This window comes from Achromobacter sp. FW305-C-28, from assembly GCF_058783235.1.
Map to the genome: position 1 here is coordinate 114,827 of NZ_JBYSYL010000002.1, position 19,804 is coordinate 134,630.

At 69.2% G+C, this 19,804-nt stretch carries 19 protein-coding genes; 13 read left to right on the forward strand and 6 right to left on the reverse strand.

Going from position 1 to position 19,804, the window contains the following annotated elements; genetic code table 11:
• Complete coding sequence (locus tag AC3WMR_RS05475) at window positions 1-999, reverse strand: aliphatic sulfonate ABC transporter substrate-binding protein (RefSeq protein ID WP_492263850.1); 999 nt, start codon at window positions 997-999, stop codon at window positions 1-3.
• A 203-nt stretch (window positions 1,000-1,202) separates the two neighbouring features.
• On the opposite strand from AC3WMR_RS05475, the gene AC3WMR_RS05480 reads away from it, so the two are divergent.
• Genes AC3WMR_RS05480 through AC3WMR_RS05495 form a run of 4 tightly spaced genes read left to right on the forward strand, consistent with a single transcriptional unit; the run spans window position 1,203 to window position 4,952 of the window.
• The gene (locus tag AC3WMR_RS05480; protein ID WP_492263849.1) at window positions 1,203-2,390 is read left to right on the forward strand and encodes an NAD(P)/FAD-dependent oxidoreductase; all 1,188 of its coding nucleotides are present in this window, start codon (window positions 1,203-1,205) and stop codon (window positions 2,388-2,390) included.
• Complete coding sequence (locus AC3WMR_RS05485; protein WP_492263848.1) at window positions 2,374-3,261, forward strand: HutD/Ves family protein; 888 nt, start codon at window positions 2,374-2,376, stop codon at window positions 3,259-3,261. The genes AC3WMR_RS05480 and AC3WMR_RS05485 overlap by 17 nt, the downstream gene beginning before the upstream one ends.
• Window positions 3,262-3,276: 15 nt before the next feature.
• Window positions 3,277-4,026: an electron transfer flavoprotein subunit beta/FixA family protein gene (locus tag AC3WMR_RS05490; RefSeq protein WP_492263847.1), complete on the forward strand. Its 750-nt coding sequence runs from the start codon at window positions 3,277-3,279 to the stop codon at window positions 4,024-4,026.
• Window positions 4,026-4,952: an electron transfer flavoprotein subunit alpha/FixB family protein gene (locus AC3WMR_RS05495; RefSeq protein ID WP_492263846.1), complete on the forward strand. Its 927-nt coding sequence runs from the start codon at window positions 4,026-4,028 to the stop codon at window positions 4,950-4,952. Before AC3WMR_RS05490 ends, AC3WMR_RS05495 begins: the two co-directional genes overlap by 1 nt.
• Before the next feature lie 90 nt (window positions 4,953-5,042).
• On the opposite strand, the gene AC3WMR_RS05500 is transcribed toward AC3WMR_RS05495, so the two are convergent.
• The 4 genes from AC3WMR_RS05500 to AC3WMR_RS05515 form a co-directional block, all read right to left on the reverse strand.
• Window positions 5,043-6,056, reverse strand: a complete 1,014-nt coding sequence (locus AC3WMR_RS05500; RefSeq protein ID WP_492263845.1) for a LysR family transcriptional regulator — start codon at window positions 6,054-6,056, stop codon at window positions 5,043-5,045.
• Window positions 6,057-6,089: 33 nt separating this feature from the next.
• Window positions 6,090-6,890 carry an N-formylglutamate deformylase gene (gene hutG / locus AC3WMR_RS05505; RefSeq protein ID WP_492263844.1) on the reverse strand — a complete coding sequence of 267 codons (801 nt, stop codon included), beginning with the start codon at window positions 6,888-6,890 and terminating at the stop codon, window positions 6,090-6,092.
• Window positions 6,891-7,190: 300 nt separating this feature from the next.
• Window positions 7,191-8,408, reverse strand: a complete 1,218-nt coding sequence (locus tag AC3WMR_RS05510) for an MFS transporter (RefSeq protein ID WP_492263843.1) — start codon at window positions 8,406-8,408, stop codon at window positions 7,191-7,193.
• A 103-nt stretch (window positions 8,409-8,511) separates the two neighbouring features.
• Window positions 8,512-9,093, reverse strand: coding sequence for a TetR/AcrR family transcriptional regulator (locus AC3WMR_RS05515; protein ID WP_492263842.1), 582 nt, complete (start codon window positions 9,091-9,093; stop codon window positions 8,512-8,514).
• Window positions 9,094-9,429: 336 nt separating this feature from the next.
• Between AC3WMR_RS05515 and AC3WMR_RS05520 the strand changes: the two genes are divergently transcribed.
• Window positions 9,430-10,995, forward strand: coding sequence for an ABC transporter substrate-binding protein (locus AC3WMR_RS05520; protein WP_492263841.1), 1,566 nt, complete (start codon window positions 9,430-9,432; stop codon window positions 10,993-10,995).
• A gap of 57 nt (window positions 10,996-11,052) precedes the next feature.
• Here AC3WMR_RS05520 and AC3WMR_RS05525 read toward each other — a convergent pair whose 3' ends face one another.
• Window positions 11,053-11,970, reverse strand: coding sequence for a LysR family transcriptional regulator (locus AC3WMR_RS05525; protein WP_492263840.1), 918 nt, complete (start codon window positions 11,968-11,970; stop codon window positions 11,053-11,055).
• 115 nt (window positions 11,971-12,085) lie between these two features.
• Here AC3WMR_RS05525 and AC3WMR_RS05530 point away from each other — a divergent pair, with 115 nt between their 5' ends.
• Genes AC3WMR_RS05530 through AC3WMR_RS05565 form a run of 8 tightly spaced genes read left to right on the forward strand, consistent with a single transcriptional unit; the run spans window position 12,086 to window position 19,802 of the window.
• Window positions 12,086-13,213, forward strand: a complete 1,128-nt coding sequence (locus tag AC3WMR_RS05530) for an NAD(P)/FAD-dependent oxidoreductase (RefSeq protein ID WP_492263839.1) — start codon at window positions 12,086-12,088, stop codon at window positions 13,211-13,213.
• Window positions 13,194-13,490 carry a (2Fe-2S)-binding protein gene (locus AC3WMR_RS05535; protein WP_025139070.1) on the forward strand — a complete coding sequence of 99 codons (297 nt, stop codon included), beginning with the start codon at window positions 13,194-13,196 and terminating at the stop codon, window positions 13,488-13,490. The genes AC3WMR_RS05530 and AC3WMR_RS05535 overlap by 20 nt, the downstream gene beginning before the upstream one ends.
• Window positions 13,487-14,887, forward strand: coding sequence for an FAD-dependent oxidoreductase (locus AC3WMR_RS05540; RefSeq protein WP_492263838.1), 1,401 nt, complete (start codon window positions 13,487-13,489; stop codon window positions 14,885-14,887). The genes AC3WMR_RS05535 and AC3WMR_RS05540 overlap by 4 nt, the downstream gene beginning before the upstream one ends.
• Window positions 14,884-16,023, forward strand: a complete 1,140-nt coding sequence (locus tag AC3WMR_RS05545; RefSeq protein ID WP_492263837.1) for an NAD(P)/FAD-dependent oxidoreductase — start codon at window positions 14,884-14,886, stop codon at window positions 16,021-16,023. The genes AC3WMR_RS05540 and AC3WMR_RS05545 overlap by 4 nt, the downstream gene beginning before the upstream one ends.
• Window positions 16,020-16,961 (forward strand): ABC transporter permease, encoded by a 942-nt coding sequence (locus AC3WMR_RS05550; RefSeq protein ID WP_492263836.1) that lies wholly within the window; start codon window positions 16,020-16,022, stop codon window positions 16,959-16,961. Before AC3WMR_RS05545 ends, AC3WMR_RS05550 begins: the two co-directional genes overlap by 4 nt.
• Window positions 16,958-17,830: an ABC transporter permease gene (locus AC3WMR_RS05555; RefSeq protein WP_492263835.1), complete on the forward strand. Its 873-nt coding sequence runs from the start codon at window positions 16,958-16,960 to the stop codon at window positions 17,828-17,830. Before AC3WMR_RS05550 ends, AC3WMR_RS05555 begins: the two co-directional genes overlap by 4 nt.
• Window positions 17,827-18,822, forward strand: a complete 996-nt coding sequence (locus AC3WMR_RS05560) for an ABC transporter ATP-binding protein (protein ID WP_492263834.1) — start codon at window positions 17,827-17,829, stop codon at window positions 18,820-18,822. The genes AC3WMR_RS05555 and AC3WMR_RS05560 overlap by 4 nt, the downstream gene beginning before the upstream one ends.
• Window positions 18,819-19,802 (forward strand): ABC transporter ATP-binding protein, encoded by a 984-nt coding sequence (locus AC3WMR_RS05565; protein ID WP_492263833.1) that lies wholly within the window; start codon window positions 18,819-18,821, stop codon window positions 19,800-19,802. Before AC3WMR_RS05560 ends, AC3WMR_RS05565 begins: the two co-directional genes overlap by 4 nt.
• The last annotated feature ends 2 nt before the right edge of the window (window positions 19,803-19,804 follow it).

Sequence of the window (19,804 nt, forward strand, 5' to 3'; positions counted from 1 at the left end):
TTACAGGTACGAGGCCTGGACCCAGTCCTTGACCGCCGGGGCGCGGTCGATCTGCTTCAGGGACACCAGCATCTCGGCCAGCTTCTGCATGCCGCTGACGAAATTGCCCGGGTCCACCATCAGCGCTTTCTGGTCGGCCGCGCTGTACCACTGGGTCTGCTTGATGACGCCCAGCTGGTCGTCGCGCGACAGGCCGGTCAGTTCCAGCAGCACGCCGGCCGCTTCCTGCGGCTGCTCGGTCAGCAGGGTGTTGGCCTGGAACACGGCCGCCAGGAACTTGCGCACGGCCTCGGGGTTGTCCTGGCCCAGCTTGGCACGGGTCAGCAGCACATCCGGGCCGGGCGTGATGGCGTATTGCTTGTAGAGCGAGAAAGCGGTGTCGTCCAGCAGTACACGGGTGCCGGGCACGGCCTTGATGCGGTCGAAGGCCGGCGTCCAGGCCACGGCGGCATCGATCTGCTTGCCCTGGTAGGCCGACAGGATGTTGGTGGCGGGCAGGTTGATGATGGACACGTCGCGGTCCGGGTCCAGCCCGGCCTGGCGCAAGACGTCCAGCAGCAGCACGTGGGCGCTGGACGCGTAGGTCACGCCGATCTTCTTGCCCTTCAGGTCGGCGACCGACTTGACGTCGTCGCGCACCAGCACGCCTTCGGCGCGGCCGAAATTGTTGGGCGTGGCGATCACCTGGAACTGGCGGGCGCCGGCCGCCATCAGCGCCAGCGACGAGACCACGCCAGTGCCGGCCAGGTCGATGTTGCCGGCCATCACGGCGCTCATCCGGTCGGACGAGGTGGCAAAGCTCTGCCACTTGATATCCAGGCCCTGCTTGGCGAACAGGCCCGTCTTCAGGGCGATGTAGGCCGAGTAATGGCCCAGCCAGGCCGAGCCGCCGTAGGTGTAGGACGCCCCGGCGGCGCGGCCGATCATCGGAAAGCCCAAGGCGCTGGCCCCGGCCAGCGCGGCGGTGCGGACCAGCATGGCGCGGCGATTCATGTTCATGCGATTTCCCCTGCTTGATTGGTGATGGACTGAACGACTGATGTCGCCGGCACTCTGCGGTGCGGCTGCCCAGACTTTCGCCCGCCGCCGCGGCGCCGGCCTGTATATAAGCAATGCCGATGCTCTAAATCCAACGCGCTTATATTTCGATGGCCCGGGAAACGCGGGTTCACACTCCGGCCACTTGTTCTTGGAGCCAAGTCGTGAAAAGTTATGACGTGATCGTGATCGGGGCGGGCGTGATCGGCAGTTCGGTGGCCTTCCACCTGGCCGCGTTGGGGGCGAAGGATGTGCTGGTGCTGGATCGCGCGACGATCGGCGCGGGCACCACTTCGCAATCGTCCGGCATTCTGCGCACCCACTATTCGGTGCGCGAGAACGTGGAACTGGCCCAGCGCTCGTGGGGCGTGTTCAACGATTTCGCCAACTACCTGGGCGACGACGAAGCCTCGTGCGGCCTGGTCAAGTGCGGCTACCTGATCAGCGCGGCCGACAACGACAAGCTGGAACCGCTGCGCAGCGCGCTGGCGCAGCAGCAGGCCCAGGGCATCGCGCTGGAATTGCTCAATGCCGCGCAAGCCCGTGAACTGCTGCCGATCGCCACCTTCGATGACGCTGCATTGATCGGCTTCGAACCGGATGCCGGCTTTGCCGATGCCTACCTGGTGGCCACCAGCTTTGCGCGCGGCGCCCGCCGCCGCGGCGTCACCATCCGCGAAAATGTCGACGTGCAGCGCCTGCTGGTCGAGAGCGGCCGGGTCATCGGCGTGTCCACGTCCGAGGGCGATTTCGCCAGCCCGCTCGTCATCAGCACGCAGAACATCTGGACGTCGGAACTGGCCGCCTGGACCGGCGTGGCCATGCCCGTCCTGCCCGAACGCCACGCGGTGCTGGCGCTGGAATGCGAGGCCGCGCCCTATACCTATTCGATGCCGGTCTACAAGGACCTGGCCTCGCCCGGCATGCTGTATTGCCGCAGCTACGGCGGCAACCAGATGCTGGTGAGCGAGGGCGTGGTGGGCGAAACCCTGCAGCACAGCGACGCCGAGCAAGGCGACATTCCGCTGGATTACGTGGCCGAGGTCGGCGCGCAGGTGGCCGACCGCTTTCCGGCCTATGAAACCGCCGGCCTGGCGTCGTCGTGGACGGGCGTGTACGACGTGACGCCGGACTGGAACCCGGTGCTGGGCCGGGTGCCTGGCGTCGAGGGGCTGGTGGTGGGGTTCGGCTTTTCGGGCCATGGCTTCAAGCTGTCGCCCACCGTGGGCCGGGTGCTGGCGCAGGAAGCGCTGGGCCTGGCCACCGACGTATCGCTGGCGCCGTACGCGCTGAGCCGCTTTCAGCGCGGCGCGTTGCTGACCGGGAAGTACGGCCTTGGCGCCGTCTCCTGAAGCCGGCGGCGCGCGGCGCGGCCCTTGGCGGGCGCTGCCGCCCGAGCCGTGGAAGAACGGCGGCGGCGTGACGCGCACGCTGGCCGCGGACAAGGATGCGGCCGAGAGCGCGGCGGCGCGGTGGCGCGTCAGCATCGCGGATATCACACGGGATGGCCTGTATTCCCGCTTCGCGGGCGATGACCGCGTGTCGGTGGTGCTGTCTGGCGCGGGTGTGGTGTTGCGCGATACCCGTGCGGCGTTGCGCGATGAAAGCATGCCCCGGCGCAATGCAGGAACGCTACTGCGCGACGTAGAAGCGCAGGTGTGCGACGTAGAAGCGCTACTGCGCGACGTAGAAGCGCAGGTGTGCGACGTAGAAGCGCAGGTGTGCGACGTAGAAGCGCAGGTGTGCGACGTAGAAGCGCAGGTGTGCGACGCGGCAGCGCAGGTTTTGTTGGCGCCCGGCCAGCCTGTCGCCTTCGCGGGCGACGCGGCCTGGCACGGCACGCTGGTCGACGGCCCGGTGCAGGTGCTGAACCTGTTCGTGCGGCGCGGGGCGGCGCGGGCGCGGGTGCGCGGCGTGAGCCTGGCGCCGCCAGCCGCGCCGGCAGACGTGTCAGCAGGCGCGCTGGCTTGCGCAGACGGCGCCGCGCGGCATCTGCGGTTGTGCGCTGCGCTTGTCGCGGGCCGCTGGCAGACGCCGGATGGCGCGGCTGAGTTGGCCGCGGGCGAGTTCCTGCTGTGGCCGGCGGCCTGTCCCGGCAGCCCGGTGAATCCCGGCGGTCCCCGTGCCGCTGCGGGCCAGGCGGTAGACACGTTCGCGCCCATCGCCAGCGTGTCACGGCAAGCCCCCGGCCTGGCCGCCGTATTGCTGGACATTTTCTACTGACCCAGGAGTCATTTCATGAAGGTAATTGCCGCGGTCAAGCGTGTGGTGGACTACAACGTCAACGTACGCGTCAAGGCCGACCAGACGGGTGTCGACATCGGCAACGTCAAGATGTCGATGAACCCGTTCGACGAGATCGCCGTCGAGGCCGCCGTGCGCCTGAAAGAGCAGGGCGTCGCGACCGAGGTGGTGGCCGTGACCTGCGGCGTCGCGGCCGCGCAGGAAACGCTGCGCACTGCGCTGGCCATCGGCGCGGACCGGGGCGTGCTGGTGCAGACCGAGGTCGCCTTGCAGCCCCTGGCGGTGGCGAGGCTGTTGCGCGCCGTGGTGGCGGCCGAGCAGCCGGCGCTCGTGATCCTGGGCAAGCAGGCCATCGACGACGACGCCTGCCAGACGGGCCAGATGCTGGCCGCGCTGCTGGGCTGGCCGCAAGCCACCCAGGCCAGCGCCATCCAGATCGAAGACGGCCGCGCCCGCATCACCCGCGAGGTCGACGGCGGCCTGGAAGTGGTGGATCTGGCGCTGCCGGCCGTCGTCACGGCCGACCTGCGCCTGAACGAACCACGTTACGTCACGCTGCCCAACATCATGAAGGCCAAGAAAAAACCGGTGGACGTGACCTCGCCCGAGGCCTTGGCGGTGGACCCCGCCTCGCGCCTGGAGACCCTGCGGGTGGAATCGCCCGCCGCGCGCGCGCCCGGCATCAAGGTGGCCGACGTGGCCGCGCTGATCGACAAACTCAAGCATGAAGCAAAGGTGATCTGATGACCGTCCTGGTAATTGCCGAACACGATGGGCGCACGCTGCACGGCGCCACCCTCAATGCCATCGCCGCCGCCGCCCGGCTGGCGCGGCCCATCCACGTGCTGGTGGCCGGCGACGGCGTGCAGGCGGTGGCCGATGCCGCCGCGCACGTGGCGGGTGTGGATCAGGTGCTGCTGGCGCAGGCCCCACACTTGGCCGATGGCCTGCCCGAGAACCTGGCCGCGCAGGCGGTGGCGCTGGCCGGCGGATACACGCACGTCTTCCTGGCTGCCACCGCGCAGGGCAAGAGCGTGGCGCCGCGCATCGCCGCGCTGCTGGACGTGGCGCAAGTCTCGGACGTGATCGAGGTGCTGGCCGCCGACACCTTCAAGCGCCCCATCTACGCGGGCAACGCCATCGCCACGGTGCGCAGCGCCTATCCGGTGGTGGTGGCCACCATCCGCCCCACGGCGTTCGACGCGGCCGCGGGCGGCGGCAATGCTCCCGTGCAAGAGGTGGCCGCCGTGGCCGATACGGGGCTGGCCCGCGTCGTCAGCCGCGAAATCGTCACGTCCGAACGCCCCGAACTGGGCGGCGCACGCACCGTCGTGTCGGGCGGACGCGGCCTGGGCAGCGCGCAGCACTTCAAGCTGCTCGATCCGCTGGCGCAAAAGCTGGGGGCGGCGCTGGGCGCTTCCCGCGCGGCAGTGGACGCGGGCTATGCGCCCAATGACTGGCAGGTGGGGCAGACGGGCAAGATCGTCGCGCCTGAACTGTACGTGGCGGTGGGCATCTCGGGCGCCATCCAGCATCTGGCCGGCATGAAGGATTCCAAGACCATCGTTGCCATCAACAAGGATGGCGATGCGCCGATCTTCGGCGTGGCCGACTACGGCCTGGTCGCGGATCTGTTCGAGGCCGTGCCGGCGCTGACCGCGGCACTGTGATGACCTGGGCTGGCCGTTGGCCCACGGGTCGGCAAGCCCATGGACCGATTGCCGGCTGAATGGGGTTGACCGGTGGTCCGGTCGAACTGCCTAACGCCGCAGGCTGCGCCAGAGCGTGGCCGGCGGCAGGCCGAGCGCGGGGGCGATGTCTTTGTGCACCAGCCGTTCCATGGCCACCAGGATGACGTCGCGCGCCTCGGTCGGCAGCTTGCCGACCTCTTGCGGGCGGGCCGCCAGGTAGAAGCTGCGCGACAGGCTGGCGTCGTCGCTGCGCGCCATGCCGAGGAAGGGCGCCAGCGGCAGCACGCGCAACTGGTCGACGAAATGGCGCGACTGCCAGACGCACAGCGGCGTGCTGATGCCGAACCCCAGTCCGGCCGTGACCAGGCTGAGCAGGGGGTCGGTGTTGTCGAATTCAAAGGTGCGCTCGATCATCACGTCGTGCGCCTCGACCAGGCGGTCGATCTCGGCGCCGATGAACGAGCGGGCGCTGTAGCGAATGAACTGCGCCCGCTTGCCCAGTTCTTTCAGTGTGGTGATGCGGTCCATGTCCAGGGTGCGCGGCACCACCAGTACGTAGGGTTCGCTGAACAGGGGGGTCTTGCGGATACCGGGTTTGCCGGTGGCGGCGCTGGTGGTCACCACCAGGTCCAGCTGCCGATCTTCCAGTTGCTTGTCCAGCACGGGCGTGATGCCCGACCACAGGCGGATCTGGCGCGACGCGCCCGACAGCCCGTGGATCAGCGTCGGCCCCAGGGTGCCGGCAAACGAGTCCACGCAGCCAAAGCGCACGATGTTGCGCTTGGCCCGGCTGAGATTGCGCACGCTTTCCGTCATGTCGCCAGCCTGGGCCAGCAGCCGGGCGGCGTGCTCGAACAGCAATTCACCCGCCGGCGTGGGGCGCGCCGGCCGCGTGCTGCGGTCCAGCAGTTCGGTGGCCATGGCCGCTTCGAGCTGCTTGATGCGCTGCGATACGGCCGCCTGCGACAGCCCCAGCAGGCGCGCCGCGCCTGAAACCGACGCCGCTTCCACCACCGCCACCCAGGTCAGCAGCAGGCTCCATTCAGGATAGTTCTCGGTGGCGCTGACCGAAAAGCGGTTCATGGGCGGCGGCATTCAGGCGGGCGCGGGGCCGGCTCAGCGCTTGCGGGCCAGCGTCTGCGCCAGCGCGGCGCGCACCAGGCCTTCCACCACGGGAATGACCTTGTTGGCGGACTGCGCCTGGTAGCCGTAGGGGTAGGCCTCGTCCATGTAGGTGGACTGGCACATCTCGAGCTGCACGGCGTGGATGTCTTCGGCCGGCGAGCCATAGTGGCGCGTGATGTAGCCGCCCTTGAAGCGGCCGTTCAGGGCCGAGGTGTAGCCGCAGCCGGGCAGCCGTTCGCCGATGGCGGCCAGGATGTCGGGGGCGCAGCTGGCGCCGTCGGCGGTGCCCAGGTTCAGGTCGGGCAGCTTGCCTTCGAACAGGCGCGGCAGCACGCTGGCGATGGAATGGGCTTCCCACAGCAGCACCGTGCCGTGCTCGGCGCGGATGCGGTCGAGTTCTTCGCGCAGCTTGGCGTGGTAGGGCTGCCAGTAGTTCTGCACGCGGTGCGCGCGCTCGTCGTCGGTCAGGGCGGCGTCGCTCAGGTACAGCGGTTCGCCGCGGAAGGTGTGGGTCGGGCACAGGCCGGTCTTGGTCTGGCCGGGGTACAGGCTTGCGTCGTCGGGCGAGCGGTTCAGGTCCACCACGTAGCGCGAATAGCGCGCGCCCAGCACCGAGGCGCCCAGTGCGTCGGCGAACTGGTACAGCGTGTCCAGGTGCCAGTCGGTGTCCCCGGACTGCTGGCCGACAGGCGTCATCCGGGCGCGCTGCGCGTCGGGAATCTGGCTGCCGAGATGGGGAATGGAGATCAGCAGCGGCGCGGACCCGCGGCTGAAGTGATAGATGTCGCTCAACGAAAACTCCGGGGTGTAAGGCGGTAAGGCAGGCGGCGCGGCGCCGGCTGGCTGCCGCTATGCTAGGCAGACGAATCGGCTGCGGGCATTTGCATCGTCAGTGGCGATGCTGAACATCATGATAGCTGATTCAAATGGCGGGCTAGCCGGCTGTTTCGGTAGATCGGGATCACGGGATCAAGGCTGCGGCGAGTCCCATTCAGTTTGGCGTCCAGCCGTGGCGTTGCGTCAGAGCGCCACGTCGCCGTCGATGTCTTCGTCCAGGGGTAGAGCGCGGCCAGCGCCGCGTGTCGCCTTGCGTCAAGCCCGATGGCCCGCCCGAAAGCCATGCGTGCGCGCCTGCCACGCGGCCAGCAGCGCAATGCCGGCCACCGCGGCGACCGTCCAGGCGAACGAGCCCGCGCCCGCCGTATCCAGCAATATCCCGCCCAGCACGCCGCCGCAGGCAATCGCCAGGTTGAAGATGGTGACCAGCATCGATTGGGCCACATCCGAGTGTTCGCCGGCGGTATCGGCAATGGCGGTCTGCAGCAGGGTGGGCGCGCCGCCAAAGCTCAGGCCCCACAAGGCCACGCCGATCAGCACCGCCACGGGTTGATGGCCGGCCAATCCCAGCAGGCACGCGGTCAGGGCGAACAGCGCCAGGGACGCCAACGTCATGGCGCGCAGCCGGCGATCCACCTGCAGGCCGATCAGCCACAGGCCCGCGACGGCGCTGGCGCCGAACACCAGCAGCACCGCATCCACTTGCACCGGCTGGCCGTGATGGGCCAGGTAGGGTGCGATATACGTATAGAGCACGTTGTGCGCCAGGATCCAGGTGAACAGCACGAACAGGATCGGGCGGATGCCGGGCATGAGAAAGGTGCGCGCGATGGACTGGCGCTGGCGCGCGGCCTGGCCGGCGAAATCAGGCACGGCCGCGCGTACCCACACCACCAGCGCCAGCGACACGCCGGCCATGATCCAGAACACGCCGCGCCAGTCCATCAGGCTGCCCAGCCAGGCGCCCGCGGGCACGCCCAGGCAAAGCGCCAGGGGCTGGCCGGCGCCCACTACTGCCAGCGCCCGGCCCTGCTGGCGGGGCGGCACCAGGCGGCGGGCATAGCCGGCCAACAGGCCCCACAGCAGGCCCGCGGCCATGCCGCCGATGAAACGGGCGGCCAGCGTCAACACGTAGTGGTTGGACAGCGCGGTGACGACGTTGAAGAGGCACAGGCAGGCCAGGGCCAGCAGCAGCAAGGGCCGGCGGTTCCAGCTGCGGGTGGCGGCCATGATGGGAATGGCGGTCAGCACCGAGCCGGCGGCAAACAGGGTGACCAGTTGCCCGGCAAGGGATTCCGAGACGCCCAGGCCCAGGCCGATCTGCGGCAGCAGGCCGGCGGGCACGGTCTCGGTCATGATGGTGATGAAGCCGGCCAGCGCCATGGCCAGCAGTTTGCCCAGCGGCAGGCTTTCAGGGGTGTCGGGCAGGCTGGCGCTGGCGGGCAGCGCGGAGGAAGCAGAGGGGGGTGTCATGGTTCGCGGGGATTGAAACACAGGTTAAATTGGAATGATCATTCCAATATGGGGTAAAAAAATGCGGGCGCCACGGGGCGACCGCGGGGATTGAAAACGGGCGCTACAGCGCGCCCAGCGCTACCGCCACCACGTCCGCCAGCCACTGGCGGCGTTCGCGGGCGTTGTTGCCCTTGCTGACCACGCGCAGGCCCTGGATGGTGGTGACGATGAAGCGGGCCAATGCGCGCGGCGACTTGCCGGCATCGATCTCGCCGGATGCCTGCGCGTCGGTCAGGATCTTCTCCAGCGCCTTCTCCAGGCGCTGGAAATTGCGCCGCACCAGTTCGGCCACGGCTTCGTCCTGGCCCGCCATTTCCAGCGAGGCGTTGGCCACCAGGCAGCCGCGCCGGGTGGCTTCGCGCAGTTCGTCGTCGGCAATGAAATCGAGCAGGCGGCCGATGCGCTCGCGCGCGGTGCCGGGCCGGGCCAGCAGTTCCAGGTTGGCGATCGTCAGGTCGTGATAGCGGCGCAGGGCGGCCTCGTACAGGCCTTGCTTGCTGCCGAAGGCGTTGTACAGGCTGCCGCGGCCCAGGCCGGTGCCGTCGACCAGGTCCTGCACCGACGTGGCGGCGTAGCCGCGTTGCCAGAACACGTGCATGGCGGCGTCGGCGACGTCGTCGGGTTCGAAGTCCTTGGTGCGCATGGCGGTCTTTGTGGAATGTTCGTTCAAATAAGAATACGGGCAGCCATTCGCCCGGTCAAGCGAGAACCTGTGCCGGGCAGGGGCTTGCAGGTGCGGCCATGGTCTCGGTGTTTTCCCTGAATTTGCCGCTTTTCTACGTATCAGTACTAACCACTAGGTGCGGTCGCCGCCCCTGGGAAGCCCGCACAGGCAAGCGCCATCATATAACCCTGCGGAATAGGTTATGTAGACACAGGACTTTGACGCCATGGGCTTGCCGCTTCTAGTCTGCCAGCACGCTGTACCTCTGACTGCAGACCACGACAAGCCGCCACCGTGCGGCGCACAAGGGAAGTCATGAACCGTCCTGCCTCTTTCGTCTTCGCCGCCGCGATGTTCGCGGCCTGTAGCGCCGGCCTGACCGCGCCCGCCCATGCCCAGGATCGCCCGCTCTTGCGCATCAGTTCGGGCGCCGCCGACAACGCCTCGCTGGACCCGCACCGCGCCACGTCCACGGCCGACAAGGGCGTGGCCGCGCAGATGTTCGACGCGCTGGTGCGCTTTCCGGCCGGCAGCGCCGACCCCAAGGCGCTGGAACCCGACCTGGCCGAACGCTGGGAAGCCTCGCCGGACAGCAAGACCTGGACCTTCCACCTGCGCCATGGCGTGCAGTTTCACGCCGGCTATGGCGAACTGAAGGCGGACGACGTGGTGTATTCGATCCAGCGCGCCGCCGACCCCAACCGCTCCAGCTTCGCCGCCACGTTCGCGCTGATCGACAGCGTCGAGGCGCTGGACGACTACACCGTGCGCTTCACGCTGAAGTATCCGGACGCCGCGTTCCTGGGCCGCGTGTCGAACTATCACGGCGGCAATATCGTCAGCAAGAAAGCCGCCGAAAAGCTGGGCGACAAGTTCGGCGCCTCGCCCGTGGGCACCGGGCCGTTCGCCTTTGGCGAACACGTCACGCAGCAATACGTGAAGCTGGTGGCCAACGATGCCTACTTTCGCGGCAAGCCCAAGTTGGGCGGCATCATGTACCGCATGATCCCGTCGGACAGCGCCCGCGAACTGGCCTTCACGTCCAACGAGATCGACATCATGCAGGGCAAGCGCGAACAGCGCTGGGTCGAACGCTCGGCCAAGCGCGGCATGCAGGTCGACATCTTCGAACCCGCGGAATTTCGCACGCTGCACATCAACCGCAACATCAAGCCGCTGGACAACCTGAAGGTGCGCCAGGCCATTGCCGCCGCCATCAACGTCGACGAGATCGTGCGCTACGCCGGCAAGGACGTGGCCGAAAAGGGCTGCTCGGTGGTGCCCAACGGCTACCTGGGCCAGGACTGCGGCGCGGGCGGCTATGCCTACGACCCGGACCGCGCCCGCAAGCTGCTGGCCGAGGCGGGCTTTCCGAACGGCATCGAGATCAAGTCGATCGTGTCGAATATCTCGGCACAGCAGCCCATCATGGAAATCGTGCAAGCGCAGCTGGCCAAGGCCGGCATCAAGCTCAACATGGAAGTGGTGGATCACGCCACCTACCAGGCCAAGAGCCGCCAGGACCTGAGCGGCCTGGTGTTCTACGGCGCGGCGCGCTTTCCCAACGCCGATACCTACCTGACCGAGTTCTACGACTCGGCCGCCGCCATCGGCGCGCCGGCCGCGATGTCGAATTTCTCGCACTGCTCGGTGGCCGATGACGCCATCCGCCAGGCCCGCGTCGAACCCGACGCCGCCCGCCAGCTGGCGCTGTGGAAAGAGGCCCAGGCCAAGATCCACGACGACGTCTGCGCGGTGCCGCTGTTCGGGCTCAAGCAGGTCTGGGTGCACAGCGACCGGGTGAACTACGGCTATGCGCTCAAGGGCGCGCTGAACCTGCAGCCACCCATCACCGAGCTGGCCACGGTCAAGGCGCCCTGATCCGCGGCGCCGGGTGACGCGGCCCGGCCGCGTCACCCGGCGCAATCACTGCCCCGATCAATGTCCCTTCAACACTTCCCGGGAGACCTGCGCGGCCACGTCGCGGGCCGCCTGGACAAAGGTCTCGACCAACGCCGCGTTGCGCGATGCCTGCGCGCGGCACAGCTGGAAATGGAAATTCAATTCCGGATCGAACCGCCGCAGCACCAGGCGGCTTTGAAACCCTTCGGCGAACAGCGGATGAATCAACGACACTCCCAGGCCCGCGGCGACGAACTCGCACACCGTCGGCGCCGTGCTGGTATCGAGCACCACGTTCAGTCTGGCGTCCGACGCGGAAAACGCTTGCAGGACCAACGCCTGCGTCTGGCTGTCGGCGCCGAACGAGACGAACGGCAGGCCGTCCAGGTCGCGCGGCCGGATCACGCGCTTGCGCGTCAGCTCGTGGTTGACGGGCAGGGCGCACACCAGCGGAAAGCGGAACAGCGCCTCGCGCTCGATATACGGGTTGTCGACCCGGCTGCCCACCAGCGCCACATCGATGTGGCGAGTCGCCAGCCAGTCCGCCAGGAACAGCGACCCGCGGATCTGGATCGACACCCGCACGTCGGGATGGCTTTCCAGGAACCGCATGGTGGCGCGGCGGATGAACGAGCCCGCCAGGGCCGGCAGCACGCCCACGGTCAACGTGCGCTGCTCGTCGCGGCGGATCGAATCCACCGCTTGCTCCACCTGCCGCAGGCCGCTGAAGACGCGGTCGATCTCCTGGTACAGGCGCATGCCTTGGGCGGTCAGCGCCAGCTTGCCGCGCACGCGATCGAACAGCGCCAGCCCGGTGTCGGCTTCCAGGTGCGACAGCAGCTTGCTCACCGCGGGCTGCGACACGCCCAGCACGACGGCGGCCTGGCTGACGGTGCCGTGTTCCACCACCGCCTTGAAGGCTTCGATCTGCCGCAGGTTCAGGGTCTCTTTCATGCCATAACCTCACAGGGCGTTGGTCCGGTTTCCAGTCGCGAAGGTTATAGCCTGGCTCGCGACTGCGCAAGGATGGCCCACGCAGACGCCCCGCCCCTCGACAGGACCCCGCACCATGGCGCATGACTACGACGTGATCGTGGCCGGCGCCGGCATGGTCGGCGCGGCGGTGGCCTACGGCCTGGCCTGCGAGGGGCAGCGCGTGCTGCTGCTGGACGGCGCCGATACCGACTACCGCGCCGCCAAGGCCAACTTCGGCCTGGTCTGGCTGCAAGGCAAGGGCCACGGCTATCCCGCCTACCAGCGGCTGTCGCGCCAGGCCGTACAGGCCTGGCCGGCATTCGCCCGCCAACTGCAGGACGACAGCGGCATCACGCTGGACTACGAGCAGCGCGGCGGCCTGCATTTCTGCATGAGCGACGATGATCTGGCCCACCGCGCCGCCCGCCTGGACGCCTGGCGCGGGCAGGCGCCGGACCTGCCGCCCTGTACCCGGATACTGGACCGCGCCGAGTTGCGGCGTCGTTTTCCGGCCCTTCGACTGGGCGACGCCGTGGCCGGCGCCAGCCTGGGCGAGCAGGACGGCCACGTCAATCCGCTGCGCCTGCTGGCCGCGCTGCAAGCCGCATTCCTGCGGCGCGGCGGCCAATTGCGCAACCGCCACGCGGTCACCGCCATCACCCATGCTGCCGGCGGCGGCTTGCAGGTCAGCGCCGGCGCCTTGCAGGCCCGCGCGCCGCGCCTGGTCATTGCCGCCGGCCTCGGTTCCGCCGCGCTGGGCGCGATGGTCGGGCTGGACGTGCCGCTGCGGCCGCAACGCGGCCAGATCCTGGTCACCGAACGCCTGGCGCCCTTGCTGCCGGTGCCCGCCAGCGGCATGCGCCAGACCGGCGAGGGCACCGTCATGGTGGGCCTGACGCAGGAAGAAGTCGGCTACGACCTGGGCACGACGTCGGCGGCCGCGGCGCGCATGAGCCGCAACGCCCTGCGCATCCTGCCGGGCCTGGCCGCCGCGCGGCTGGTGCGGCACTGGTCGTGCCTGCGGATCATGACGCCCGACGGCGGCCCGGTCTACGCGCAGTCTCCCACCCACGATGGCGTGTCCATCGCGCTTTGCCATTCCGGCGTGACGCTGGCCTCGTTCCACGCGGGGCCGTACGCCCGCGCGCTGGCCGGCGGCGCGCCCCTTGAAACCCTGGATGCCTTTCACCATGAGCGCTTCAATGTTCAGAAAGTTGCCTGAGTCCGGCGCGCCCGCGCTGACGCTCACCATCGACGGCGAACCGGTCGCCGCTTCCCCTGGCGAGACCGTGGCCGCGGTGCTGCTGCGCCAGGAATCTCCCGCCAGCCGCACCACGCCCGTGCACGAAAGCCCGCGCGCCCCGTTCTGCATGATGGGCGTGTGCTTTGACTGCCTGGCGGTCGTCGACGGCGTGGCGTCCACCCAGACCTGCCTGGTCACCGTGCGTGAAGGCATGCAGGTGCAGCGCCAGTTCGGCAAGCGGAGCGTGCTGCCATGAAACGCGAATTCGATGTGGTGGTGATCGGCGCCGGCCCCGCCGGCATGAGCGCGGCCATCGGCCTGCGCGGCCAGGGCCTGTCGGTGCTGGTGGTGGACGAACAGCCCGCGCCGGGCGGCCAGATCTGGCGCGCGGTGGAAGCGGTGGCGGCCACGCCCACCGGCCGGCTGCTGGGCGACGAATACCGGGCTGGCGCAAGCCTGGCCGAGCGCTTTCGCCGCTGCGGCGCGTTCTACGAACCCGATACCCAGGTCTGGCAGATCGAGCCCGACTGGCACGTCTACATGACCTGCAAGGGCCGCGCCGAAGTGGTGCGGGCGGCCCGCGTGGTGCTGGCGCTGGGCGCCCAGGAACGGCCCGCGCCGTTCCCCGGCTGGACCTTGCCTGGCGTGCTGACCGTGGGCGCCGCGCAGATCCTGCTCAAGACCTCGCGCCAGGTGCCGGCCGGCCCCGTCTGGGTGGCGGGCAGTGGCCCCTTGCCGTTGCTGTATATGGCGCAGCTGCTGCGTGCCGGCGGCCAGATCGCCGGCTGGTTGGACACCTCGCCGCCCGGCGGCTGGCGCCGCGCGCTGCCGTGGGCGGGCGACGCGCTGGCGGCGTGGGGTGACGTGCGCAAGGGCCTGGCCTGGCTGCGCGAGATCCGCGCGGCCGGCGTCAAGCGCGTGCGCGGGGTGACCACGCTGCGCGCGCTGGGCGAGGGGCAACTGCGCGAAATCGAATACGCCACGGCCGACGGCCGCGCGGTGCGGGCGCCGGCCAGCGTGCTGTTGTCCCATGAAGGCGTGGTGCCGTCCATCCACATGACCCGCGCGCTGGAATGCGCGCACAGCTGGAACCCCCAGCAGGCCTGCCTGGCGCCGGACCTGGACGAATGGGGCCAGGCCAGCCGGCCCGGCATCTTCGTCGCCGGCGACGGCGCCGGTATCGGCGGCGCGCAGGCCGCCTGCGTGCGCGGCGAATTGGCGGCGCTGGGCATCGCGCTGCATGCCGGCAAGCTGACGCCGCAGGGGGCGGCCGATGCCGCGGCGCCGCTGCGCAGCAAGCTGGCCGGGCTGCTGCGGCTGCGTCCCATGCTGGACGCGCTGTATCCGCCCCGCGCCGGCATCTTCGCGCCGCCCGACGACACCATCGTCTGCCGCTGCGAGGAACTGACGGCGGGCGACATCCGCCGCGCCGCCGCCATCGGCCAGCCCGGCCCCAACCAGATCAAGTCCTACACCCGCGCCGGCATGGGCCCGTGCCAGGGCCGCCAGTGCGGCTACACCATCGCCCATATCGTGGCGGCCGAGCAGAAGCGGCCGGTGGCCGAGGTGGGCTTCTACCGCATCCGCCCGCCGCTCAAGCCCCTGACGCTGGGCGAACTGGCGTCGCTGGACATCGAGGAAGAACAGGCATGAGCGCACGGCATTGCGATGTGATCGTGATCGGCGGCGGCCTGCATGGCCTGTCGGCCGCGCTGCACGTGGCGCGCGAAGGCAAACGCGTCATCGTCATCGAAAAACACTGGGTGGGCCGCCATGCCTCCGGCGCCACGGCCGCCGGGGTGCGCACGCTGAACCGCGACCTGGGCGAACTGGACCTGTCGCTGGAAGCCATGGACATGTGGCACGCCATGGCGTCGCTGGTGGGCGATGACTGCGGTTTTCATGCCAACGGCCAGATCTGCGTGGCCGAAACGCCCGCGGCGCTGGCCAAGCTGGAAGCGCGCGTGGCCGGCCTGCACGCCGCCGGCTATGCCCACGAGGAAATCATCGGCCCCGACGAGCTGCGGCGCCTGTTGCCTGAGCTGAGCCCGCACTGCCTGGGCGCGTCGATCGCGCGGCGCGACGGCGCGGCGGACCCGCATCGGGCCCTGCGCGCGTTCCGGCGCAGCGCCGAGGCGGCCGGGGTGACCATCATCGAACATTGCGGCGTGAACGGCCTGGAACAGCAAGGCCAGGACTGGCAGGTACAGACCGACGCCGGCGTCTACACCGCGCCCTGCGTCATCAACGCCGCGGGCGCCTGGTCGGCGCGCATCGCCGCGATGGCTGGCGACCAGATTCCGCTGTCGGCCAAGTCGTCGATGATGATGGTCAGCGAGCGGTTGCGGCCCTTCATCAAGCCGGTAGTGGCCATCATGGGCCGCTCGCTGTCGTTCAAGCAGTCCGACCAGGGCACCCTGGTCATCGGCGGCGGCCTGCAGGGCATTCCCGACCTGGACCGCGAGACGTCCACGGCGCGCATGCGCGTGCTGGCCAAGGGCGCGCACGCCGCCACCGACCTGTTCCCGGCGGTGCGCGACATCCGCATCGTGCGGGTCTGGGCGGGCCTGGAAGCCAAGACGCAAGACATGCTGCCGGTGGTGGGGCCGTCGCCCAATGCGCCCGGCGTGCTGCACGCCTTCGGCTTTTCGGGCCACGGTTTCGAACTGGTGCCGGTGGTGGGCGCCGCGCTGGCCGACCTGGCGCTGCGCGGGCAGACCGCCCGCGCCATCGGCAACCTGCAGGCGGCGCGCTTGATGCAGCCGCCCGCGAAGGAGCAAGCATCATGATGCGTTACGCCATCAAGCGACTGCTGCTGGCCATCCCCACGCTGCTGGCGATGCTGACCGCGGTCTTCATCCTGGTACGGCTGGTGCCGGGCGACCCGGCTGCCGTCATGCTGGGCGACCAGGCCAGCGCCGAGGCCCTGGCCGCGCTGCGCCTGCGGCTGGGCCTGGACCTGCCCACCTACGTGCAGTACGGCCGCTTTCTCGGCGACATGCTGACGGGCAACTTTGGCGTATCCATGGCCAGCGGCCGCACCGTGCTGCAAGAGGTGGCGCTGGTACTGCCCTGGACCTTGCAGCTGACCGCCGCCGCCATCCTGATCGGCGTGGTCTTCGGCCTGCCGCTGGGCATCTGGGCGGCGCTGCGCCGCAACGCCTGGCCCGACTACCTGGGTCGACTGCTGTCCCTGACGGGCCTGTCGTTTCCCGCTTTCGTCTCGGCCATCCTGATGTTGCTGGTGTTCGCCATCCAGCTGCGCTGGTTTCCGGTGATCGGCAGCGGCGGCTCGGGCGACTGGGCTTCGCAACTGCGCAACCTGGTGCTGCCGGCCTTCAACCTGGGGCTGATCATGATGGCGTACGTCATGCGCGTCACGCGCTCGTCGATGCTGGGCGTGATGGGCGAAGACTACGTCCGCACCGCCCGCGCCAAGGGCGTGCGGCCGGCGCGCCTGATCGTGCGCCACGGCCTGCGCAACGCGCTGATTCCCATCGTCACCGTGGTGGGCCTGTACTTCGGCACGCTGATCGGCAACTCGGTGCTGACCGAGATCGTGTTCAACCGCCCCGGCCTGGGCAAGCTGATCCTGGGCGCCCTGAACAGCCGCGACTACACGTTGCTGCAAGGGCTGATGGTGGTGTTCGCGTCCTGCGTGATTGTCGTCAACCTCTTGACCGAACTGGTGTACGGGCTGGTCGATCCCCGGGTGAAATACCAATGAGCGCCGTCGTCGCCGCATCCCCCGCCCGCCCCAACGCCTTGTGGCAGGCCTTGTCCCGCAACCGCCTGTCCTGGGTCGGCATCGGCCTGTTGCTGATCATCGTGCTGGCCGCCGTGCTGGCGCCCTGGCTGGCGCCGCACGATCCGCTGCAGCAGAACATCGCCTACCGCCTTGAACCGCCGTCGGCCGAATTCTGGCTGGGCACCGACAGCTATGGCCGCGACGTGCTGTCGCGCCTGATCTACGGCGCCCGCGTGTCGCTGCTGGTGGGCTTCGTGGCCATCCTGATCGCCATGTGCATCGGCTCGGCGCTGGGCATCCTGGCCGGCTACGTCGGCGGGCTGGTGGACCAGCTCATCATGGGCCTGGTCGACGTGCTGCTGTCTTTTCCGACGCTGCTGCTGGGCCTGATGGTGGCCGCCATGCTCGGCGCCAGCCTGGAAAACCTGATCATCGCCATCGCCATCACCGAGATCGCGCCGTTCGTGCGGGTGGCGCGGGCGCCCACCATCGCGCTCAAGCAACGCGATTTCGTCGAGGCGGGCAGGGCGCTGGGCTACGGCCCGCTGCGCCTGATGGGCGTGCACATCCTGCCCAACATGGTGTCCGACGTGGTGGTGCTGGGTTCGCTGTGGATGGCCTCCGCCATCCGCACCGAAGCCTCGCTCAGCTTCATCGGCCTGGGCGTGCCGCCGCCAGCGGCCACCTGGGGCAGCATGATCCGCGAAGGCTTCGAGAACATCCTGGACGCCTGGTGGCTGACCGTGTTTCCCAGCGTCGCCATTCTCTTGACCGTGCTGGCGCTCAATCTGCTGGGCGACGCCCTGCGCGACGCCATTGACCCCAAGCTGCGTTCGGAGCGCTCATGACTGCAGAAGCCCCCGTTTTGGAACTGCGCGCGCTGCGCACGGAATTCCGTGTCGGCGGCGCCTGGCACGCGGCGGTGCGCGACGTGTCGCTGCAAGTGGGCCGCAACGAAACGCTGGCCGTGGTCGGCGAATCCGGCAGCGGCAAGAGCGTGACCGCGCTGTCGGTGCTGCGCCTCTTGCCCGGGGCCGGCGCCCGCCATGGCGGCGGGCAGGTGCTGCTGGACGGGCAGGACCTGACGGCGCTGTCGGAAAAGCAGATGAGCCGGCTGCGCGGCGAGGCCATCGCCATGATCTTCCAGGAGCCCATGACCTCGCTGAACCCCACCATGACGGTGGGCGACCAGATCGCCGAGGCCATCCGGCTGCACCGCAAGCTGTCATGGAAAGAGGCGCGGCGGCTGGCGCTGGCGGTGCTGGAAGAGGTCAAGATCCCCGCCGCCGCGCGGCGCTTTGACGACTATCCGCATCAGTTTTCGGGCGGCATGCGCCAGCGGGTCATGATCGCGATGGCGCTGGCCTGCAAGCCGCGGGTGCTGCTGGCCGACGAACCCACCACGGCGCTGGACGTCACCATCCAGGCGCAGATCCTGAACCTGCTGTCGGAACTGAAGGCGGCGCACGGCATGGCCGTGCTGTTCATCACCCACAACCTGGGCGTGGTGGCGCAGATCGCCGACCGCGTCGCCGTCATGTACGCGGGCGAAGTGGTCGAGACGGCCGACGTGCGGACGCTGTTTGCGCGACCCACCCATCCCTATACCGAAGCGCTGTTGCGCGCCATGCCGCGTGTGGACGCCGACAGCCAGGTGCTGGAATCGATTCCGGGCGGAGTGCCGGCCATCACGGCGATGCCGGCCGGCTGCGCCTTCGCGCCGCGCTGCCGTCTCAAAGAGGCGCGCTGCGAGGCCCGCCGGCCGGATCTGAGCGGCATCGGCCCGGGCCACCAGGTGCGCTGCGTGGTGCGCGCCGAACCGTACAAGGACAAGGCATGAGCGAGCTGTTGCAGGTGCGCAATCTGGTCAAGCGTTTCGAAAGCGGCGGCGGCTGGCTGGGCGGTCCGCGCCAGACCGTCCGGGCGGTCAACGACGTGTCGTTCAGCGTCGCGCGCGGCCAGTCGCTGGGGCTGGTGGGCGAATCGGGTTGCGGCAAGTCCACCGTGGCGCGCACGCTCTTGCGCCTGATCGAACCCGACGAAGGCAGCATAGTGTTCGACGGCCACGACATCCGCCAGGCCAGCGCGTCGGCGCTGCGGGCGCTGCGCCAGCGCATCCAGATCGTGTTCCAGGACCCGTATGCGTCGCTCAACCCGCGCCGCACGGTGCGCCAGGCGCTGGTCGAGCCCTTGCACGTGCATCGCCGCGGCAACGCCGAGCAGATCCGCGCCAAGGTCGAACAGACCATCCAGGAAGTGGGGCTGCCGCTGTCCGCGCTGGAGCGTCATCCGCACGAGTTCTCCGGTGGCCAGCGCCAGCGCATCGGCATCGCCCGCGCGCTGGTGCTGGACCCGGAACTGATCGTGGCCGACGAACCCGTGTCGGCGCTGGACGTGTCGGTGCAGGCGCAGATCCTGCAATTGCTGGAACGCCTGAAGCGCGATCGCGGCCTGTCGTTCGTGTTCGTCTCGCACGACCTCGGCGTGGTGCGGCACTTCTGCGATACGGTCTGCGTCATGTACCTGGGCCGCATCATCGAACGGGGTCCCACCGCGCAGGTGCTGGACCAGCCGCGGCATCCGTACAGCCGGGTGTTGCGCGATTCGTCGCCCGTGCCCGACCCGCAGGCGCGCATCCGGCTGGCCAAAATCGAAGGCGAGATTCCCGCGCCCACCCATCTACCGCCGGGCTGCACCTTTCATCCGCGTTGCGCGCGGGTCCAGGCGGATTGCAAGCAGAAGGTGCCGGCGCTGGCGCAGGACGGCGACCGCGCCGCGGCCTGCTTCCATCCCTTGGCGCCGGGCGATACGGTGGTGTAGGG